The sequence below is a fragment of the Leptotrichia sp. HMT-225 genome, assembly GCF_030644325.1.
In the GTDB taxonomy this organism is placed as follows: Bacteria; Fusobacteriota; Fusobacteriia; order Fusobacteriales; family Leptotrichiaceae; genus Leptotrichia; species Leptotrichia massiliensis.
In genome coordinates this window covers 2,295,452-2,314,803 of record NZ_CP130323.1, presented here as the reverse complement: position 1 = coordinate 2,314,803, position 19,352 = coordinate 2,295,452, and the positions used below count along the sequence as shown (strand labels likewise).

Annotated in this window: 22 protein-coding genes; 14 read left to right on the top strand and 8 right to left on the bottom strand. The window is 30.4% G+C overall.

Annotated elements, in window-relative coordinates; genetic code table 11:
• The first annotated feature begins 90 nt into the window (after positions 1 to 90).
• Positions 91 to 849: a copper homeostasis protein CutC gene (locus tag QU666_RS11075; protein WP_021769478.1), complete on the top strand. Its 759-nt coding sequence runs from the start codon at positions 91 to 93 to the stop codon at positions 847 to 849.
• 49 nt (positions 850 to 898) lie between these two features.
• Here the strand turns inward: QU666_RS11075 and QU666_RS11070 are convergent, their stop codons facing one another.
• From QU666_RS11070 to QU666_RS11040, 7 genes are all read right to left on the bottom strand, one after another.
• On the bottom strand, positions 899 to 1,429 hold the full coding sequence (locus tag QU666_RS11070; RefSeq protein WP_021769477.1) for an OmpA family protein: 531 nt from the start codon (positions 1,427 to 1,429) through the stop codon (positions 899 to 901).
• Positions 1,430 to 1,678: 249 nt separating this feature from the next.
• Positions 1,679 to 2,527: a cysteine ABC transporter substrate-binding protein gene (locus QU666_RS11065; RefSeq protein WP_021769476.1), complete on the bottom strand. Its 849-nt coding sequence runs from the start codon at positions 2,525 to 2,527 to the stop codon at positions 1,679 to 1,681.
• A gap of 37 nt (positions 2,528 to 2,564) precedes the next feature.
• A complete protein-coding gene (locus QU666_RS11060) occupies positions 2,565 to 3,512 on the bottom strand; it encodes a RimK family alpha-L-glutamate ligase (protein WP_021769475.1) in 948 nt (315 codons plus the stop codon).
• Between the two features lie 32 nt (positions 3,513 to 3,544).
• On the bottom strand, positions 3,545 to 4,810 hold the full coding sequence (locus QU666_RS11055) for a dicarboxylate/amino acid:cation symporter (RefSeq protein WP_021769474.1): 1,266 nt from the start codon (positions 4,808 to 4,810) through the stop codon (positions 3,545 to 3,547).
• Between the two features lie 58 nt (positions 4,811 to 4,868).
• The gene (locus tag QU666_RS11050; protein WP_021769473.1) at positions 4,869 to 5,651 is read right to left on the bottom strand and encodes an amino acid ABC transporter ATP-binding protein; all 783 of its coding nucleotides are present in this window, start codon (positions 5,649 to 5,651) and stop codon (positions 4,869 to 4,871) included.
• A 27-nt stretch (positions 5,652 to 5,678) separates the two neighbouring features.
• On the bottom strand, positions 5,679 to 6,356 hold the full coding sequence (locus QU666_RS11045; protein WP_021769472.1) for an amino acid ABC transporter permease: 678 nt from the start codon (positions 6,354 to 6,356) through the stop codon (positions 5,679 to 5,681).
• Complete coding sequence (locus QU666_RS11040; protein ID WP_021769471.1) at positions 6,337 to 6,996, bottom strand: amino acid ABC transporter permease; 660 nt, start codon at positions 6,994 to 6,996, stop codon at positions 6,337 to 6,339. Before QU666_RS11040 ends, QU666_RS11045 begins: the two co-directional genes overlap by 20 nt.
• A gap of 508 nt (positions 6,997 to 7,504) precedes the next feature.
• On the opposite strand from QU666_RS11040, the gene QU666_RS11035 reads away from it, so the two are divergent.
• From QU666_RS11035 to QU666_RS10985, 11 genes are all read left to right on the top strand, one after another.
• The gene (locus QU666_RS11035; RefSeq protein WP_021769470.1) at positions 7,505 to 8,104 is read left to right on the top strand and encodes a hypothetical protein; all 600 of its coding nucleotides are present in this window, start codon (positions 7,505 to 7,507) and stop codon (positions 8,102 to 8,104) included.
• A 6-nt stretch (positions 8,105 to 8,110) separates the two neighbouring features.
• Positions 8,111 to 8,866: an energy-coupling factor transporter transmembrane component T gene (locus tag QU666_RS11030; RefSeq protein ID WP_021769469.1), complete on the top strand. Its 756-nt coding sequence runs from the start codon at positions 8,111 to 8,113 to the stop codon at positions 8,864 to 8,866.
• Positions 8,848 to 9,687, top strand: a complete 840-nt coding sequence (locus tag QU666_RS11025) for an energy-coupling factor ABC transporter ATP-binding protein (RefSeq protein WP_021769468.1) — start codon at positions 8,848 to 8,850, stop codon at positions 9,685 to 9,687. The genes QU666_RS11030 and QU666_RS11025 overlap by 19 nt, the downstream gene beginning before the upstream one ends.
• A 61-nt stretch (positions 9,688 to 9,748) precedes the next feature.
• A complete protein-coding gene (locus QU666_RS11020; protein ID WP_021769467.1) occupies positions 9,749 to 10,312 on the top strand; it encodes a macro domain-containing protein in 564 nt (187 codons plus the stop codon).
• Entirely contained in the window at positions 10,309 to 11,121 is an 813-nt protein-coding gene (locus QU666_RS11015) for a hypothetical protein (protein ID WP_021769466.1), read from the top strand. The genes QU666_RS11020 and QU666_RS11015 overlap by 4 nt, the downstream gene beginning before the upstream one ends.
• Before the next feature lie 39 nt (positions 11,122 to 11,160).
• The gene (locus QU666_RS11010) at positions 11,161 to 11,688 is read left to right on the top strand and encodes a hypothetical protein (RefSeq protein ID WP_051285833.1); all 528 of its coding nucleotides are present in this window, start codon (positions 11,161 to 11,163) and stop codon (positions 11,686 to 11,688) included.
• A 40-nt stretch (positions 11,689 to 11,728) separates the two neighbouring features.
• On the top strand, positions 11,729 to 12,532 hold the full coding sequence (locus QU666_RS11005) for an energy-coupling factor ABC transporter ATP-binding protein (RefSeq protein WP_021769464.1): 804 nt from the start codon (positions 11,729 to 11,731) through the stop codon (positions 12,530 to 12,532).
• 228 nt (positions 12,533 to 12,760) lie between these two features.
• On the top strand, positions 12,761 to 14,179 hold the full coding sequence (locus QU666_RS11000) for an NADP-dependent glyceraldehyde-3-phosphate dehydrogenase (protein WP_021769463.1): 1,419 nt from the start codon (positions 12,761 to 12,763) through the stop codon (positions 14,177 to 14,179).
• A gap of 94 nt (positions 14,180 to 14,273) precedes the next feature.
• A complete protein-coding gene (locus tag QU666_RS10995) occupies positions 14,274 to 14,432 on the top strand; it encodes a hypothetical protein (protein ID WP_021769462.1) in 159 nt (52 codons plus the stop codon).
• 43 nt (positions 14,433 to 14,475) lie between these two features.
• Positions 14,476 to 15,198 carry an acid phosphatase AphA gene (aphA, locus tag QU666_RS10990; RefSeq protein WP_021769461.1) on the top strand — a complete coding sequence of 241 codons (723 nt, stop codon included), beginning with the start codon at positions 14,476 to 14,478 and terminating at the stop codon, positions 15,196 to 15,198.
• Between the two features lie 201 nt (positions 15,199 to 15,399).
• Complete coding sequence (locus QU666_RS10985) at positions 15,400 to 15,708, top strand: DUF898 family protein (protein ID WP_021769460.1); 309 nt, start codon at positions 15,400 to 15,402, stop codon at positions 15,706 to 15,708.
• A 236-nt stretch (positions 15,709 to 15,944) separates the two neighbouring features.
• On the opposite strand, the gene QU666_RS10980 is transcribed toward QU666_RS10985, so the two are convergent.
• Complete coding sequence (locus tag QU666_RS10980; protein WP_304984834.1) at positions 15,945 to 16,196, bottom strand: hypothetical protein; 252 nt, start codon at positions 16,194 to 16,196, stop codon at positions 15,945 to 15,947.
• Positions 16,197 to 16,431: 235 nt separating this feature from the next.
• Between QU666_RS10980 and nadN the strand changes: the two genes are divergently transcribed.
• Together nadN and QU666_RS10970 are read left to right on the top strand one after the other, a co-directional pair.
• Positions 16,432 to 18,222 carry an NAD nucleotidase gene (gene nadN, locus QU666_RS10975; RefSeq protein ID WP_036071148.1) on the top strand — a complete coding sequence of 597 codons (1,791 nt, stop codon included), beginning with the start codon at positions 16,432 to 16,434 and terminating at the stop codon, positions 18,220 to 18,222.
• 602 nt (positions 18,223 to 18,824) lie between these two features.
• On the top strand, positions 18,825 to 19,223 hold the full coding sequence (locus tag QU666_RS10970) for a MazG nucleotide pyrophosphohydrolase domain-containing protein (RefSeq protein ID WP_036071145.1): 399 nt from the start codon (positions 18,825 to 18,827) through the stop codon (positions 19,221 to 19,223).
• The last annotated feature ends 129 nt before the right edge of the window (positions 19,224 to 19,352 follow it).

Below are 19,352 nucleotides of genomic sequence, written 5' to 3'. Positions count from 1 at the left end.
ATAAGCATTAGAAATATTAGGAAACCGATATTTTCTAATGTTTTTTCGTATTTAAATATTCTAAAATCAAATTATTATAGGAGATAAAAAATGAAAAAATATACTCTTGAAATATGTGTAGATAGTGTGAAATCAGCAATAAATGCTGAACGAGGTAAAGCTACAAGGTTAGAATTATGCAGTAATTTAATAATTGGAGGAACTACACCTACAAAAAGTTTATTTGAAGAAGTAAAAAAGAATGTGAATATTCCAATAAACGTATTAATACGTCCTCGGTTTGGAGATTTTTTGTATTCAGATTATGAAGTGAATATTATAAAAAATGAAATAAAAATGTTTAAAAAACTGGGAGTTGATGGAATAGTTGTAGGAATTTTGACTAAAAATGGAGAAATTGATTTGGATAATATGAAAAAATTTATAGAGGGAGCTCAAGATATTCCAATTACATTCCATAGAGCTTTTGATGTGTGTAGAGAACCATTAAAGGCATTTTATCAGTTACAAGAATTGGGAATTCAGAATATATTAACATCTGGACAATCACAAGATTGCCTAAGAGGAAAAAAGTTATTGAAAGAATTAGTAAAAATTTCAACTAAAAATAGTAAAAATAAAACTGAAATACTTGTTGGAGCCGGATTAAATATTGAAAATATTGACGAAATAGTAAATTTTACAGGTGCGACTAATTTCCATTTTTCTGGAAAACGAATAAAGCAAAGCAGTATGGAGTATAGAAAAGAAAATGTAAATATGGGATTAAAGGAATTTAGTGAATTTGAAATTTTAGAAACAGACGAAAATCTTGTAAAAGAAGTAGCTGATTATTTAAGTAAATTATAGTAAACAAAAAAAGCCAGATCTATTAAATTTGGCTTTTTTGCTTATCTTATTAATGAACAAATTGAACTTCAATACGTCTATTGGCTGCTCTTCCTTCTTCTGTATCATTTGAAGCAATCGGATTGTTGTCACCATTTCCTTTTGTTTCAATAATCTTTTCAGGAGATAGTCCTAATTCGATTAATTTTTCTTCAAGACTTTCAGCTCTTCGTAGGGATAATTCTTTATTATATTCTTTAGTACCTTTAGAATCAGTATATCCAGTAATTGAAATTTTCTCATTCTTAGTTTCTATATAGTTTTTCAATTTTTCTAATATTGGAGTATACTCTTCTTTTATTGTGGCACTGTTAAAATCAAATTTTAATTGATTTGTGTCTAGTACTATAACGTTATTATTATTAGTATCCTTTTCTTCTTTTACTATCTCTAATTGTTCTATTTCTGTTCCATCAACTTCAACAGCAGCAGTTCTCATCGCATTATCACGTAAATTTGATGTTGTAAGTTTTTTAGCTGTAGTCGGAGCAGAAACTAATAATACAGATAGCATTGCTGTAATTTTTGATTTTTTCTCCATATTTTAACCTCTTTTCCTTTTTTATTTATATTTTTTATTATATTTAAATTATACTTTCCTTTATTGCATTTAATTGTAACATATTTTTTTTAATTTTCATAGTGTTTTTTTAAAATTTTATAAATAATTTTTGAAAATATAGAAGTTTTTTATCATGGTAGATAATTTATTAAAAATTCAATCAAAATAATAAAATACTCTAAAGTAATATTTAGAGCATTTTAAATAAGAAAATTTATATAATTTAGACTATTTATTTTCGATAATTACTGTTTTTGGATCAACTTTATTTCCGTAAACAGGCTCAAGAGTTGATTTATACGCTTTTTCAAAGAACCCTTCCTTAGTAAGAGCATCTATTTCAGTATTTAGCCAGTCTAATAATTCCTTGTTCCCTTTTCTTACAGCTGGAGCAATATAGTCCTGTTCCCCTAACTGTTTAATATCCACAACAAATCCTGGATTTTCTGTTGCCCATGCAAATACTAGAGTATTATCGTGTGCAAGCGCAGCTCCCCTTTTATCTAATAATGCGTTAAATGTTTCTGTGTTTTGGTCATATTTCAATAATTCTATATCTGGATAATTTTTCGTAAAGTAAATTTCTGCTGTTGTTCCTTTGTTAACTATTAATTTTTTACCTTTCAGCTCTTTCACATCTTTTATTGGAGCACCTTCTGGCGAAACAATCCCTAGTGATACCTTCATATAAGGTTTTGCAAAATCAACTTTTTGTTTTCTTTCGTCTGTTACTGTAAAGTTTGCTAGAATAATGTCAACTTTATTTGATAATAAATATTCCACTCTGTTTGCAGCTTCTAATGTAATGAATTCTATTTTATTTTCGTCACCTAATAAATCTTTCGCAAGTCTTTTTGCCAAATAAATATCATAACCTTGATTTTTCCCATTTTCATCAACAAATCCAAATGGTGGCTTATCTCCAAATACTCCTATTCTAATTTTTCCTGCTTTTTTTATTGCCTCGATTGATCCTGGTTCAGCACTTCCCTTTCCACCTTTTCCACAGCTTATTGCAAATACTCCTAAAACTAAGATTGCAATAATTTTTACAAACCTTTCAAAATTCTTTTTCATAATTACCTCCAAGTTTATTTAATATTTTTGTTATTTCTTATCCTAATTTTTTCAATTCATCTTTTAAATATTTAGCTAGTTCCAACATAGCATATTTCCCAGCTATTTTTTCAGCATCGGCGTTGTAGTTAGTATTTGTATTTATGTCATAAACAAAAACTTCGTTGTTTTCATTTATGATAAACTCTATTGCCGCCACATCTATGTGGTTTTCTTTCAAAAATTTTTCATATTTTTCAATTTGATTTTCTGGCAATCTTTCGATAATTCTAAATTTTGATTTTTCCGCCGCTTCTTCTCCTACAGGACAGAATTTATCATTTATCTGGCACGAATCTGCTGGACATAGTTCAAATCCATCGCTTGAGTCAACTTTTACGGCATAAAGATATTTTCCACCTATAAATTCAGCTCTTATGATATGTCCATCCACAGGCTTCACATATTCCTGAATCAAACTTATTCCATCAACAGAATCTTCAAAATCATTTCCATTTACATAATTGTCAAGTTCTTCATAACTTCTTATAAGCCTTACCCCAAGCCCTTTTCCAGCTCTATTGTGCTTTATGATAAAAGGATATGTGTCAAGTTCCTTTGCGGCATTTAAAATTTGATCTTTTCCCACAGCTCCCAATGTTTTTGGAGTATTTATCCCTGCCTTTTGCAGTAAGATGTATTGTTTCAGCTTGCTTACTTCAAGATTTATAGCAGATGTCCCATTAATTACACGGACTGCTTCTGTTCCTTTGTTTTCCAGCCATGTCAAGACTTGCTCCGTTAATTCTGGTGCATATCTGTGCCCTCTTGTATGTGAAGAAGCACTCATTCTATTATAATACACGCCTTTTTCAGGCTCTTTTCCTATATTTAATATTCCTTCTGACAAATCCAGTTCTTCATAAGGAACCGACAATTCATCCAGCCTTGCGGTAAGATGTCTTGTCCAATCCATATTTTCATGAATTATATATACTTTTGACATATTTTCATCCTTTCTATTTTTATTTTTAAAGTTTATTCAGCTACAGCTGCATTTTCTTGAAGTCCAACATACACTTCCTCTGTTTCCACAGCTTCATATTCTCCAATTTTTTCAATAATTGCAGGAACAAGCGTGTTTCCAACTACATTTACTGCTGTACGTCCAGCATTTGCCAAAAAGTCAACTGATACAATTAGGGCAATGCCTTCTGCAGGTAAATTAAGCTGCGCCGCAGTCGCAAGCAGTACAACCAATGCTCCAGACGGAACTGCCGCAATTCCCTTTGTAATTATTGTCAAAAACAATATTAACGGTATTAATTGCCCCCATGTAAGCGGAGTTGAGTACAAGTTTGTTATAAATGTTACTGATAAACTTATATATATGCAGGCTCCAATAAGATTAAATGAATATCCAAGTGGTATGGCAAAAGCTGAAACTGATTCAGATATTCCATTTTCTTCACTACGTTCAAGAAGTGTCGGTAAAACTACTGCAGAACCTCCTGTTGTAAAGGCTATCAGTACCAAATCCTTAATATTTGATAATAATTTTAAATAAGGAACTTTGAATATGTATGCAATAATCGGAAATACAACTAATAGAGCTGCCAAGTATCCAACATAAAGAAGCAGTACAAACTGTCCTAGCAAGTACAAATCTCCAAGCCCAGTTTTCGCAACATTGTTTGCAATCAGTCCAAACACTCCCACAGGTGCAAATGCAATGGCATAATCTACAATCTTATACATAGCCTTTATCCAAGATTCAAAGAATGCTATCACAGGTTTATTGTCATCTCCAACAGCAATTAAGGCAATTCCCAGAAATACTGCAAAAAATATAACCGGTAAAAGATTTCCATCTGCGAATGCTGTAAATACATTTTTAGGTACAATTGATGTTAAGAAATCGCTCAAATTAATGTTAGAAGCAACATCTTTAATAGCTTCTGTAGAAATGCTTCCAGCTTTTATATTTGCACCAATTCCTGTTACTTTCCCTAAAATAAGGCTAAGCGTGATTACTAACGTTGTAATTGAGAAAAAGTGTAAAAAAGTCTTAAATGCAAGATTTCCAAACTTTTTAGTATTTTTCATTGTAACTATTGACAGAACAACTAGCGGGAATACAAGCGGTACAATAACCATCTGAACTAAACTGGTAAACAGCACTCCCAGTATCTTTAACTCTTTAGCAAACGACGGAAATAACTGCCCAACCAAAATACCTAATAACGCACCAATCAATATCTGTGCCAATAAATTCAATTTTCTAAATCCTAATAATTTTTTCATACTTTCATTCTCCCTTCAACAATTAGCATTCACTAAATTGTTTTACTAAATTTTTTATTTATATCAACAAAGCTGATTCCACCTTATCTTTCTTTTCAAAATTAAATATATTTAAGAACTTCTTAGCTCTTTCAGTTTTTGGATTTCTAAAAAATTCCAGCGGATAATTTGTTTCAACGATTTCTCCAGAATCCATAAACACTATTCTATCCGCAACCGCTTTAGCAAATTCCATTTCATGAGTAACGATTATCATTGTCATTCCTTCCTTTGCCAGTTCCAGCATTACATCCAGCACTTCTCTTACCATTTCAGGATCAAGTGCCGCTGTAACTTCATCAAACAGCATTATTTCTGGATTCATACATAGTGATCTTATAATTGCTATTCTTTGTTTTTGTCCTCCTGACAGTTCTCTTGGATATGAGTTCTTTTTATCCAGAAGCCCTACTCTTTCCAGCAATTTTTCTGCTTGTTCTGTAACTTCCTTTTTATCCCTTTTCTGTACTTTAAGCGGTCCTAACAGAAGATTTTGCATAACTGTCATATGATCAAATAATTCGTAACTTTGAAACACCATTCCTATTCTCTGGCGTATTAAGTGCCATTTTGTCTTGTCTTTATTAATAACATTTCCTTGTAATTTTATTTCTCCAGACTGAATTTCTTCAAGTCCGTTTACACATCTTAAAAGTGTACTTTTCCCACATCCAGAAGGTCCTAATATTACTACAACCTCACTTTTATTTACTGAAAGCGAAACTCCTTTTAGTGCGGCTATGCCTTTTTTATATTCTTTTTTTATATCAGAAAGTTCTAATAAAACTTCCGAATCTGCCATTTTGCTTACCTCCGTTTCCTTTATTTTTTAAACAGCCCATTTTTTCTCCATTTTTTTTGATAATAATGTAATTGGATAACAAATTATGAAATATAGAAAAAATATGAACAGATACACCCAAAATGGTGCCATCGGATTTTTCCTGCTTGAAAATTCTATAATTTGCCGTCCTATTTTTAGAACTTCACCGACTTCTATAAAAATCGCAAGTGAAGTTGTCTTAATCATTCTTGTTATAAGGTTTACCGCTGCAGGTGCAATTCTTCTTACAGCCTGTGGAAGCAGCACATATCTATAAACCTGAATTGTATCAAGTCCTAAAGCCTTTGCACTTTCCCCTTGAATTTTTGGAAGAGAAATAATTGCTCCTCTCACAATATCCATCATTTCAGCCGTTCCCCATATCACAAACACTATTATTGTCGTAGTTTCTGAATCAATATGCAAATCAAAGCCTTTTGCAACTCCAAAATAAATTATGAATAGCCACACAAGCAAGGGAATGATTCTCATACTTTCCAGATAAAATTTCAATACTCCATAAATAATTTTATTTTTTGTAGTCATAACTATTCCCAGAATTAATCCAAACAATATTGAAAATACTATGGAAACAAGGGCAATTTGTCCTGTTACAATAAGTCCACCCATAAGCCTTTGCAAATTGACTCCTTTAAAAATAACATCAATTCCCGACAGTTGCATATCTTATTCTCCTTTCAATTACTGTTAAAATAAACGAAACTGGTAAAATAATAATCAAATATGCTGCAACAAGCATAAACAGACTTTCATTCGTTTTATAATAAAGCCCTATCAAATCCCTTGTCAGATACATCAGTTCCATTAAAGCCAAAATCCCTATTACTGAAGTTTCTTTCAAAAGAAATATTATATTTGCCGCTATCGCTGGAAACGAAACCGTAAATGCCTGTGGCGATATTACGTTAGTTATAAGCTGTGATTCTGTAAGCCCAATGCTTAACCCAGATTCCCGCTGCCCTTTCGTAACCGACTCCAATCCGCTCCGAAATGCCTCACACATGTAACTTCCACCAAGGAAAGATAATCCAATCACAGCACAGATATGCGAATTAAATGTAATTCCAATTTTTGGAAGCCCAAAATACAGAAAGAATAACTGTATTACGAGCGGCGTATTTCTCGAAAGCTCAATATAAATTCCCACAATCTGCCTAACAGCTGGAACTCTATAATAAAGCACCAATGCACAAACTATTCCAATCAATATTGAAAATACAATTCCAAAAATTCCTATAATCACAGTCAATTTCATTGCTTCTAAATATTTAGGAATATTTTCTATTATAAAATTAAAGTCCATTTTTGTATTTCCTTTCTTTGTATATTTTACTTTTTTATCTCTTATATTTGTATATGAAAATATTATACTACAAAAAATTTTATTTGTAAAGATTTATTTTGTATATACACATATTATTAATTTAACAGAGTAAGAAACCTTTCCTAAGTCTAAAATATTTAAGTCGTTTAATTTTTTATTTGATTGCTACTATAATTTTCAAAATACGTTTCAAAGTTCATAAGGATATTTTTGAATAGAAAATTTTAAACAAGCTATTTTTTAGTGAAAAATTAAAATTCAAGAAGTCAGAGTATAGGGAGATAGCGTTTAATTTAACTGCTTAAAATAAACTTGAATATATAAAATAAGAAAAAATATCTTTTAATCTGAATAACTGAAATAAAAATTAATATAAACATTATTTAATAGAGATAGTTAAAAAAATAACAAAACTTTCCTCCAAAGGTTGAAATATTGAAAAATATGTTTTAAAATATAGTAAATAAAATTTTAAGGAGGCAGAAAAATGAAAAGTTTAAAAGAGGATTTTTCTTTAATGTCAAGTTTGTTGATACCAGTAGCGGTGGCTATTAATTTTACAGGTTTTGGGATTGCGAAATTTTTACAGTTGCCTATATTTCTTGATTCAATTGGATCGGTGTTTATTAGTCTTATTGCAGGGCCTTGGGTGGGGACAGTAACAGCAGTTATTACGAGTCTGATTACAGGAAGTTTTTCTCCAGAATATTTTGCATTTATACCTGTAGCAATATGTAATGCCTTGGTTGTAGGAATTCTTGCAAAAATGAGAACTAAAAATTTAGTAATAAAAACAATTATAGTAAGTTTGGCACTGGCTTCGGCTTCAATAATTGTATCTATTCCTATAATTATTAAAGTTTATGGAGGATTTACAGGAAATGCTTCATCTACAGTGGTAGTATTATTTAAAAGTATAGGATTTAGTTTGGAACAAGCAGTTGCGATAGCCACTATGCTTACAGAAGCGGCTGATAAAATTGTAACAACAGTAATTTCTATATTAATTATAAAAAGCATGTCAGATAGATATTTAATAAAATTTAAATATGGAGAAAATTATATTTATAAGAAAAATGGAGAATAGGAAGTTATGATTAAAAATTTTTTTAGAAACTTGTATCCTCTTACGAAGTTCTATTTAGCCGCAGTATTGTTAATATCAGCATTTATATTGCCAAACTATACTTACGGATATTTATTGATAGCAATTTGCGGAATTGTTGCCTATTTTTATGAAAAGTTGGGAATATACTTGAAAAGAGTGTTTTTTAGCCTGTTTTTTCTAACTTTGATTATATTTGCTGTACAGGGGCTGATGATTCCTTCTAATGATATTATGGCAAAATTTGGTTTTATTACAGTATATAAGACTGGAATAATAACTGCGGTAAGATTGACTTCCAAAATTGCAGCTCTAGTTTCTACTATAACAATGTTGACACTAATATCAAAAGCTAAAGAGTTCACAGTGGCTCTTGAAAAAAAAGGACTTAATCCTAAAGCGTCATTTATCTTGCTTTTATCGCTTCAAATGATTCCTGAAATGAAAAAACAGTCAGATATAATTATGGATTCACAAAAGGCAAGGGGAGTAGAAATGGAAGGAAATGTATTCGTAAGATTTAAGGCACTTATTCCAATATTTATTCCAATGGTGTTGTCATCCATAATAAGTACCGAAGAGCGTGCGATTACACTTGAGTCGAGAGGATTTTCCATTGGAGAAAAGCGGACAATATTACATGATATAGAAGAAACAAAAAATGATAAAATTATGAAAATTATGCTGGCTATTTTTATAGTGCTGTGTATTGTGTGGAGGGTGCTATGGGTTATTTCAAAATAGAAAATGTGAACTACAAATATCCGCTTGAAGAAAAACAAGCTCTGAAAAATATTAATATCGAGATAAAAAAAGGCGAATTTTGGGCTGTAATCGGAAAAAATGGGAGCGGAAAAACGACATTTTGCAATATGTTAAGGCGATTTGTGCCTGATTTTTATAAAGGGGAACTGACAGGGAAAATAACGCTGGAAGATAAAGAACTGAAAGATTATTCTCAAAAGGAACTTGTGCAGAAAATAGGGTTTGTATTTCAGAATCCATTTACACAGATTAGCGGGGTTAAAGATACTGTTTTTGAAGAAATTGCTTATGGACTTGAAAATCTGGGTTTAGAAAAAGAAGAGATAATTTCCAAAGTTGAAGAAATATTGAAACTGCTTGAAATTGAAAAGCTGCGTGACAGAAATCCTTATGACTTGTCTGGTGGACAAAAACAAAGAGTGGCACTTGCCTCAATTATCGCAATGAATCCTGATATTCTAGTTATTGACGAGCCAACTTCACAGCTTGATCCAAAAGGGACGGAAGATATTTTCAAAATTATAAATTTAATGGCAAATGAAGGAAAGACAATTATTTTGGTTGAGCATAAATTGGAATTAATAGCAGAATATGCTCAAAATATACTTGTCCTTGATGAAGGGGAAATAATTTTGAGTGGAAAAGCGGAAGAAGTCTTAAATAATAAAATCTTGCTGGAAAAGGAAATTGGTATGACACAGTATTCGATGCTTGCCTATGAACTTGAAAAAGAGAGAAAAGTCGAGTTTGAAGAAATTCCTATAACCAAGGAAAAGACAGTGGAATTATTGAAAAAATAAAGTAATAAAAAATAAAAATTGTTAAGCAAATCTTGAAAATATTTATTAAAAAGGAAAAATTATGAAACCAAAAGATTTGAAAAATAGAATCGTACTTGTAAAAGGCGATATTACTGAATATCCTGCTGATGTGATTGTCAATGCCGCAAATTCTTCCTTGCTTGGAGGCAGCGGCGTTGATGGTGCAATTCATAGAAAAGGTGGAAAAGAAATAACAGAAGATTGTATGAAAATACGTGATTCTCAAGGGAAATGCAACGTTGGGGAAGCTGTTATTACAAGAGCAGGAAATATGCCATTTAAAAATGTAATTCATACAGTTGGGCCTGTCTGGCAGTCAGAAAAAAATAATGAAGCAAAATTGTTTGCAGAAAAATTGTTAAAAAATGCCTATATTTCAAGTTTAGAATTGGCTGAAAAAAATAAACTGAAAAATATTTCCTTTCCAAATATCTCGACAGGAGTGTACAGATTTCCAAAAGATTTAGCTGCAAAAACGGCTATTAATGCTGTGATAGAATATTTGGAGAAAAGCGATTTTATAGAAAAAGTAAATTTTGTATGTTTTGAAAATGAAAATTTTGAGATTTATAGAAAGTTATTGGAAGAGAAAGGGATTTTATGAAAGAAGGAAAACTGAAAAAAATTATAAAAATAGACTGGACTATATTTTATTCCAAACCAAGAATACAAATTTTAGGAATTTTGATATTTTTGGATATAATATTGCTTTTCTCAGTAACAAAAGAAATGGAAAAAGGCTTTAACGTATCTTCTGTTTCAACTTCAATAGTTTTATTTATACTATTTATCTTATTAAATGGATTGTTTATTTTTTATTATAAAAATAAATTTCCTAATATAGAATTTTATGATGATTATTTTATTTTCAAAAAAGAGAAAGTGTATTATGAAAATTTAAAATATTTTTTCTTTAAAGATAATAGATTATTTCAAATGAAGAAGTTTTCTAAAATTTTGTATAGACCTGATGGCGGTAATTGGAAAAAGATAGACGGAAGCGGATATGATTATGACTTATTTTCAGTATTTCAAAAATGTTTTTTAGAAAAAAATTTTTCAAAAGCAGTAAAAAATATTGAAAGTGGCGGAGTTGAGATTTTTCCATTTCAAAATCAAGGTTTTGTGAAAAACAAATTTTTATTTTCAAGCCAAGAAGGATTGCAGGAATTGACTCAGATTTTTGAAAGTTCACCTAAAATACAAGTATCGAATAAGTCTGTAACATTTGATAATGAGATTTATGATTGGGAAAATTATAATATTGAATTTGAAATCGGCACAATTACAGTAAGTGATTTGAAAAAGAATACGATTCTTGAAATTGAAACTAAAAATACAGTAATTTGTCAGGAAATTTTATTAAAAAACTTGATAGAAAATTTTGATAAAAAATATCCTAAATTTTATTAGAAAATAAGAAAATTTGGAAAGTGAGAAAGGGAAATTTTGATGAAAAGATGTTTGTCAGGCTTATTAGGAATTATTTTGTTATTTTTTGTGATGACAATTGTTTATTGTCTATACTGTCTTTTTAAAATATTTGTTAATAAATATATACCTTTTTTTGAAGCACTGATTTTTCTAGGGATATGTAGTGGCTGGACATACGGATTAAATAGATATGATAAAAAAAATTTTGAAAATGAAAAGGATAAGAATAGAAGCAGATTTGCACCAAAAGAAAAGACAGAGCCGTCAAATAAAGAATTGCTGTCAGCCCTTTTTCTCGCATATATTCCAGCAATTATAACAATTTATCTTGGAAATGTGACTGAACTGGCATATTTCATAAGTTCCACTGAGAAAACAAAATTTACAGCAGAGTTTTTTTATTCGGTAAATGAAGTTTTTAATCAACGATTTTTTTATAAAAATTTATTAATAGTATCAGTAACTTTTATAATATTTGGGGCTTTTTTTAGTTTTAGAACAGTCACAGAATACATGAAGAGGAAAAAAGAGGAGATGGAACAATAAAATAATTGTTGTTGAATAAAATTTTTAAAGGAGATTAACTATGAGTTTTATTACTGTCAAAAATTTGAGTTTTAAATATCCGAGCGGAACTGAAAATGTGCTTAATGATGTTTCTCTTGAAGTTAAAAAAGGGGAAAAGGTCGCAATCATTGGGCAAAATGGCGCTGGGAAAACAACGATGGTAAAAATGCTGAATGGGTTGTTAAAGCCAGTAGGCGGAGATGTTGTTGTAGATGACTGGAATACAAAGAAATATACCGTTGCCAAAATGAGCCGAAAAGTCGGATATGTCTTTCAAAATCCAATGGATCAGATATTTCATAACAATGTTTACGATGAAATAGCCTTTGGAGCAAAAAAATTAAAATATTCTCCTGATGAAACAAAAACAATGGTGGAAAACGCCATAAAATTAACGGAACTTGAAAAATATCAAAAGGAAAATCCGTACAATTTACCGTATTCCTTGAGAAAATTTGTTACAATTGCCGCAGTAATTGCAATGGGTTCAGACGTTATTGTAATGGATGAGCCGACAGCAGGGCAGGATTTTAGAGGAATGAGAGTTTTGCATAACTTGATTGACGAACTTCAAAAGCAAGGAAAAACTATAATTACAATAACTCATGATATGGAATTTGTAGTAAAAAATTTTGACAGGGTAATTGTAATGACAAATGGAAAAGTTATCGCTGATGGAGATAAACGTGATATTTTCTGGCAATTTGATACATTGGAGAAAAGCATGGTGAAACAGCCATATATTAGTGATCTGTCTAAGGAAATAGAAATGAATGGAAAGGTTTTGTCTGTGGAGGAATTTGTGGACAATTATAGAAAGTAAATTTTGGTGAATAAATTATTTTTTGAACTAAAATAGAGGATTTTTTCCACTTATTTATTAATATTTTCTTGTAATTAGCATATAATATTTTATTTTAATAATCGGTTAGGTTTTTTAATTTTTTTAAGAAAGTTTAAAATGTAAAATATATGAAAAAAACTATATTAATTATGAAAAATATATGCTAAAATATAAAATATAGAAAAACAAAATAAGGAGGTATATTTGATGAATTATAAAAATTTAGTAAATGGAGAGTGGAAAGACTCTAAAAATACAATAACTATTTATTCGCCTATCAATGGTGAAGAGCTTGGAACTGTGCCGGCTATGTCAAGAGAAGAAGTTGATTTTGCTATGGAATCTGCTAGAAAGGCTTTGCCTGCTTGGAGAGCATTGTCGGCTGTGGAAAGAGCAGCTTATTTGAATAAGGCTGCGGATATTCTTGAAAGAGATAAAGATAAAATTGGGGAAAATTTGGCAAAAGAAGTTGCAAAAGGAATTAAGGCTGCTATTTCAGAAGTAGTAAGAACAGCGGATTTGATTAGATATGCTGCAGAAGAAGGACTTAGAATCACAGGTGAATTTGTAAACGGCGGTGGATTTGAAGCTGGAAGCAAGAGAAAATATGGGGCAGTAAAAAGAGAGCCAGTTGGGGTTGTGCTTGCAATAGCACCATTTAATTATCCAGTAAATCTATCAGCATCTAAAATTGCACCAGCATTAATAGGAGGAAATGTAGTAATTTTCAAACCGCCTACACAAGGCTCAATTAGTGGATTATTATTGACGCAAGTATTTGCAGAAGCTGGAATTCCAGCGGGAGTATTTAACTCTGTAACTGGAAAAGGTTCTGAAATAGGAGATTATTTGATAGAACATAAAGAAGTAAACTTTATAAACTTTACAGGAAGTACACCAATTGGGGAAAAAATTGGGAAACTTGCTGGAATGCGTCCAATTATGCTTGAATTAGGTGGAAAAGACGCTGGAATCGTATTGGAAGACGCTGATTTGGAAAAAGCTGCAAAAGATATAGTGGCAGGGGCATTCAGCTATTCTGGACAAAGATGTACTGCAATTAAAAGAGTGCTTGTAATGGATTCTGTTGCAGATAAATTGGCTAGCTTGATAAAAGCAGAAGTTGAAAAATTAACTGTGGGAGACCCTTTTGACAATGCTGATATTACAACATTAATCGACACTCCATCAGCAGACTTTATCGAAGGATTAATAAAAGATGCACAGGAAAAAGGTGCAAAAGCATTGACAACAGTAAAAAGAGAAAAAAACTTAATATGGCCAGTAGTTTTTGACAATGTAACAACTGATATGAGAATTGCCTGGGAAGAGCCATTTGGACCAGTATTGCCAATTATCAGAATAAATTCTGTAGATGAAGCAATAGAAATTGCAAATAAATCAGAATACGGACTGCAATCAGCAGTATTTACAAAAAATTTCCCATTGGCATTTGAAATTGCTGAAAAGCTGGAAGTGGGAACAGTACACATAAATAACAAGACTCAAAGAGGTCCAGACAGCTTCCCATTCTTAGGAATCAAAGGTTCAGGAGCAGGAGTTCAAGGAATAAAATATAGTATAGAAAGCATGACAAGGGTTAAATCTATTGTATTTGACATGTAAATTTGTAAGAGATGTTTTCTTTAAGGAAACATCTTTTTTTTGGCTTTTTATTTTAAAATTTTAAATAACAGACTATTTTTCAGGAGGTTTTCCTATGAAAAAGTTAAAAATATTTATAATATTGGTTTTATCTACATTAACATCTGTAAGTTGTTCCTATTTTAAAATTCCCAAAAAAACAGGGAAAAAAACAGGAAATATATGTACTTATACAGCCAAAGGAGAGTTTATAGGTTGTGAACCTATGCGATAGTAAATTTTATTAGTAAAATAAAAAATATATAGGAGGAAATGTTATGAAAAAAGCATTATTATTTTTGTTTGCTGCATCTGTAGTATTTGCAGCAGGACCAAAGGTTCCTTATACTCATGAGGGATTTTATTCAACAGATAAAGTTCAAAAGGCTGTGCATTTTGTGTCTGTTGATGATATTAAAAAAAGTTTGGAGGGTAAAGGTCCGATTAATGTAAGTTTTGACATTGATGATACATTACTTCATTCAAGCGGGTACTTTATCTATGGGCAACATTATTTTCAAATTCCAGGAGATAAAAGAGGAGCTGTAAGCTATTTGTACAATCAAAAATTCTGGGATTATGTATCTGAAAATGGTGATGAACACTCAATTCCAAAACAATCTGCAAAAGATCTTATCAAAATGCACTTGGAAAGAGGAGATAACGTATTTTTCATTACAGGAAGAACTGGGCACTCAAAAGGTAAAAACTACACTTCAACAAAATTATCAAAAACATTGCAAAGATACTTTGAACTACCAAAAGAAGTTTACGTAGAATATACAGCTGACACACCAACAGGTGGTTACAAATATGACAAATCATTCTACATCAAAAAACACAATGTTTCAATCCACTACGGTGACAGTGACGATGATATCCTAGCTGCAAGAGAATTAGGAATAAGAGGAATAAGAGTTCAAAGAGCTTATAACTCTACAAATCCACAAAAAATGAATGGTGGATATGGAGAAGAAGTTCTAATAAATTCTGCATGGTAAAATAAAAAAGTTTATAACAAACATTTTCAGAAGTATAAAAAGATACTTCTGATTTTTATTTTGGAAAAAATATAGGAATGTATGGCTATAATATACACCAAATATATGAATACTGTATCTTTCCTGCTGTTTTTATTTGAATACAAATTTGATAAATTAATATTTTGTGTTATAATTAATTTAAAATTATAAGGAGGAATTATGGAAAATAAAAGTTATTTTGACGGTGGGCTGCTTAGTTACATTGGGTGGATTATTTTAGGCTCTCTTATAACATCTTGTACGTTTGGAATTTGTTATCCGTGGGCATTGTGCATGATTTATGGTTGGAAAATAAATCATACTGTTGTTGAAGGTAAAAGATTAAAATTTAATGGCAATGCAGTAGGTTTGTTTGGTAATTGGATAAAATGGTTATTGCTAATAATAGTAACATTAGGAATATACGGATTTTGGGTTCATATTAAATTAGAACAGTGGAAAGTAAAAAATACAACTTTTTTAAATTAATTTATTAACTTAAGGCGGATTATTTTAGTCTTTTTTCTTGATTTTACTCGAAATTTATTACAAAATATAAACTATATTAAGGACAAAAAGTTTTAATGCTTTACTAGAGTATGTAATTCAAAATTTATTAAACATTCGCTATTTAAAGGCGGAATAGTATTAAAAAAATAATTATAAAAAAACAAGAGGTATAGTTATGGATTGCCTCTTGTTTTATTTTATTAAAAGTTAAAAAATTATCTTCTTCTAGCTGATCTTCTTCTTCCAGCAGCTATTCTTGCTTGTCTTTGTCTACGAGAAGGTTCTTTTTTTACATATACAGTTTTGTTAGTTCTTCTTTTTGGTACTCTTATAAAGATGTATCTTCTTCTTATTACTCTTCTTCTTGGTTCTCTTTTTACATACACAACTTTATTGTTTCTCCTAGTTACTGAAAATGAAGTAACTGAAATACCAAGTATTCCCAGGATTAAAATTAGTTTTTTCATAAAATTTTTGATATTCATTATATCATCTCCTTCTTTTTGATTTGATAAAGTTTATTTCAATGATAATTTTTCCCAAAAATTATATTATAGATTATAACATTATTTTATTTTAAAATGTTGTAAAATTTATTTGAAATCCATGTTTTTATAAAAATTTATTTTTTTAGTGATTTTTTTAGGAAATCAAGTTATAATTATACTGAGAAATACAAATTTTTTTCAAGGAGGAAAAGTTATGAAAAAATTAATGTTATTGGGACTGGCAGTCTCATTATTTTCTACAGCAGGTTTGGAGGCAAAAACAATTCAAAGGGCAAAAAAACAAAGTCCATCAACTTCATTTGAGCTGAATGTAGCTCACATTAACGATCACCATTCACATCTGGAAGAGGAAAAAATGCCTCTTAAACTCAATGGAAAAACTGTTACGGTACATATTGGAGGATTGCCAAGAGTGGCACAGGCAATCAAAAATTTTAGACAAGGCAATAAGAATACTCTTGTACTCCACGCAGGAGACGCGCTGACAGGGACGCTTTATTACACATTATTTGAAGGAAAAGCTGATGCCGAGCTTATGAATGCAATAAATTTTGATGTTTTTACATTGGGAAATCACGAATTTGACGATGGAAACAAACTTTTAAGATCATTTTTAGATGTCTTGAAAATACCAGTAGTTTCTGCAAATGTTGTGCCTGATAAAGGAAGCATTCTGGAAGGAAAATGGAAACCATATATGATAAAAAATGTTGGTGGGCAAAATATCGGAATTATTGGACTGGATGTCGTGAAAAAAACTAAGGAATCTTCTAGTCCGGGAGATGACATTAAATTCCTTGATGAAGTTGAAACAGCGAGAAAATATGTAAATGAGCTGCAAGGCAAAGGAATAAATAAAATAATAATTGTATCCCATTCAGGATACGAAAAAAATGTGGAAATTGGGGAGAAGGTTGACGGAGTTGATTTGATCATAACTGGGGACACTCATTATTTATTAGGGAAAGAATTTGAACAATTTGGATTAGTTCCTGAAAAAGAGGATTACCCTAAAAAAGTAAATTCACCTAACGGAAATCCAGTTTATATTGCAGAAGCATGGAATTATTCATATTTATTAGGGCAAATGAAAGCAAAATTTGACAAGAATGGCGTAATTACTGAATTAATCCCAACACCGAAAGTTCTAATTGGAGATGATTTTTTTGAAGTGAAAAATGCTGAAGGGAAGGCAGTTCAGTTAGATGCGAAAGAAAAAAATGAAATTTTAAACTCAATAAAAAACAATAAAAATATAGCTGCCATCAAAAATGACCCAACTTTAGCAAAGCTTCTCGAAAGATACCAAAAAGAAAAAACAGAACTTGGAAAACGTACAATTGGTAAAATTACAGAAGAAATTCCAGGAGGATCAGATAACAGAGTTCCAGGACCTCACAATAAAGACGGTTCTTTTGCAACAACACTTGTAGCTGAATCAGTTTTACATAAATTAAGAAATACAGGAACTGGAAACGTTGACTTTGTAATTGGAAACGCAGGTAACGTAAGAATCACATTAAATCCAGGTGTATTCACTTATGATTTGGCATATTCATTACTGCCATTTACTTCAAACACAGTATTTATAACAGACATTACAGGTGCAGAAGTGAAACAGACACTAGAAGATGCAATTGACTATGTCCTAAATGGAGGTTCAAGCGGTGCATTCCCTTATGGTGCAGGAATTAGATACGAAGCTACAAAAGAAGGAACACTTGGTACAAGAGTCAAAAAAATAGAAGTATTCGACTTTAAAGCAAACAAATGGGTGCCAATTGACGCTAAAAAAACATATATGTTAGCTGTAAACTCTTACATCGCCAAAGGAAAAGACGGCTACACAACATTAGGAAAAATCACATCCCAAAAACGTGGAAGAGATACTCATTTAAGCGATACTAAAATATTTATTGACTATTTGAAAGAGAAAAAAGAAATAGGAAAACCAAAATCTACAAATGTAATCTTCAAATACTAATTTTTTAAAAAATTTGAAAATAAATGATACTTTTATTACAGATTTTTTTTGATTAATAAATATTTTTTATTTTTATTTAATATTAGTTTTTTTAACGCAGAGGTATCAGACGCGATATCTCTGCACTCCCGCTTTACGCAAAACTTTCTTATAAAGAAAAAATAAAACTCGATTTTGAACTAAGATTATTTTAACTGAAATAACTGTGTATAATTTAAAACATATTTCAAAATCTCAAACAGTTATTTTTTCTTTAACAAAATTTTGCTTGAAATAAAACTATCTTGTTGTAAATAAACTAAAAACGTCGTGATTTTTTTGGAATAAAAACTACTGTCTGAGCTTTTTCAAAATATTGAAATTAAGATTATTTGAAGAAACGAGAACAGCCTTTATTAAAAAGCGAGTTTAGTTTTTATTTCAAAAAAATACTTAGACAAGCCGGGATTGTAAAGGGGATGGCGACTGATCCCCTTTACGTAAAAAAAATAAAAACATAAAAATTATAAAAAAAATTCATTAATAACAGTATATTGTGTAAAATAAAAACATTAATTTTAAGTATTTATACCAAAGAATTTAGAAAAGAAGGAAGTAGTTTTATGGATAAAAAAAATAATAACAGTGATGATATGACACTTAAAGAAGTGCAGTATTTGATAAAAAGAATAGAAAAAGGAACTCTGGATGAAACAAAGGATGATAAAATTAAGCAGAATAAAAAGGAAAATGGACAAAGACTTGTTTTAAAATTAATTGAGGAATTTGGAGAATTAGCTGAAAATATTAGAAAAAATGTGAGATATAATGGAGAAAATATAAAAGGTACTATCGAAGAAGAAGTGTTTGATGTTTTTTATTATATTATTGCGATTGCGAATGACTATGAGATTGATTTGGAAAAGATTTTTTATATTAAAGATGAATTGAATGAAGTAAAATATGGCAGGGAGTTTTCGATTTACGAAGCTAGAGAAAAATGGAAAAATATGAAAAAATGAATGTAAAATGTAGTTCAAAAATCTATAAATAGTTTATTTAACTCTAAAATTTATTTAATTTTACGAGGATTTAGTATGTTTTTTAAAAAATTTAAGTATAGAAAATAAAAAACTGAAAAGGAAATATAG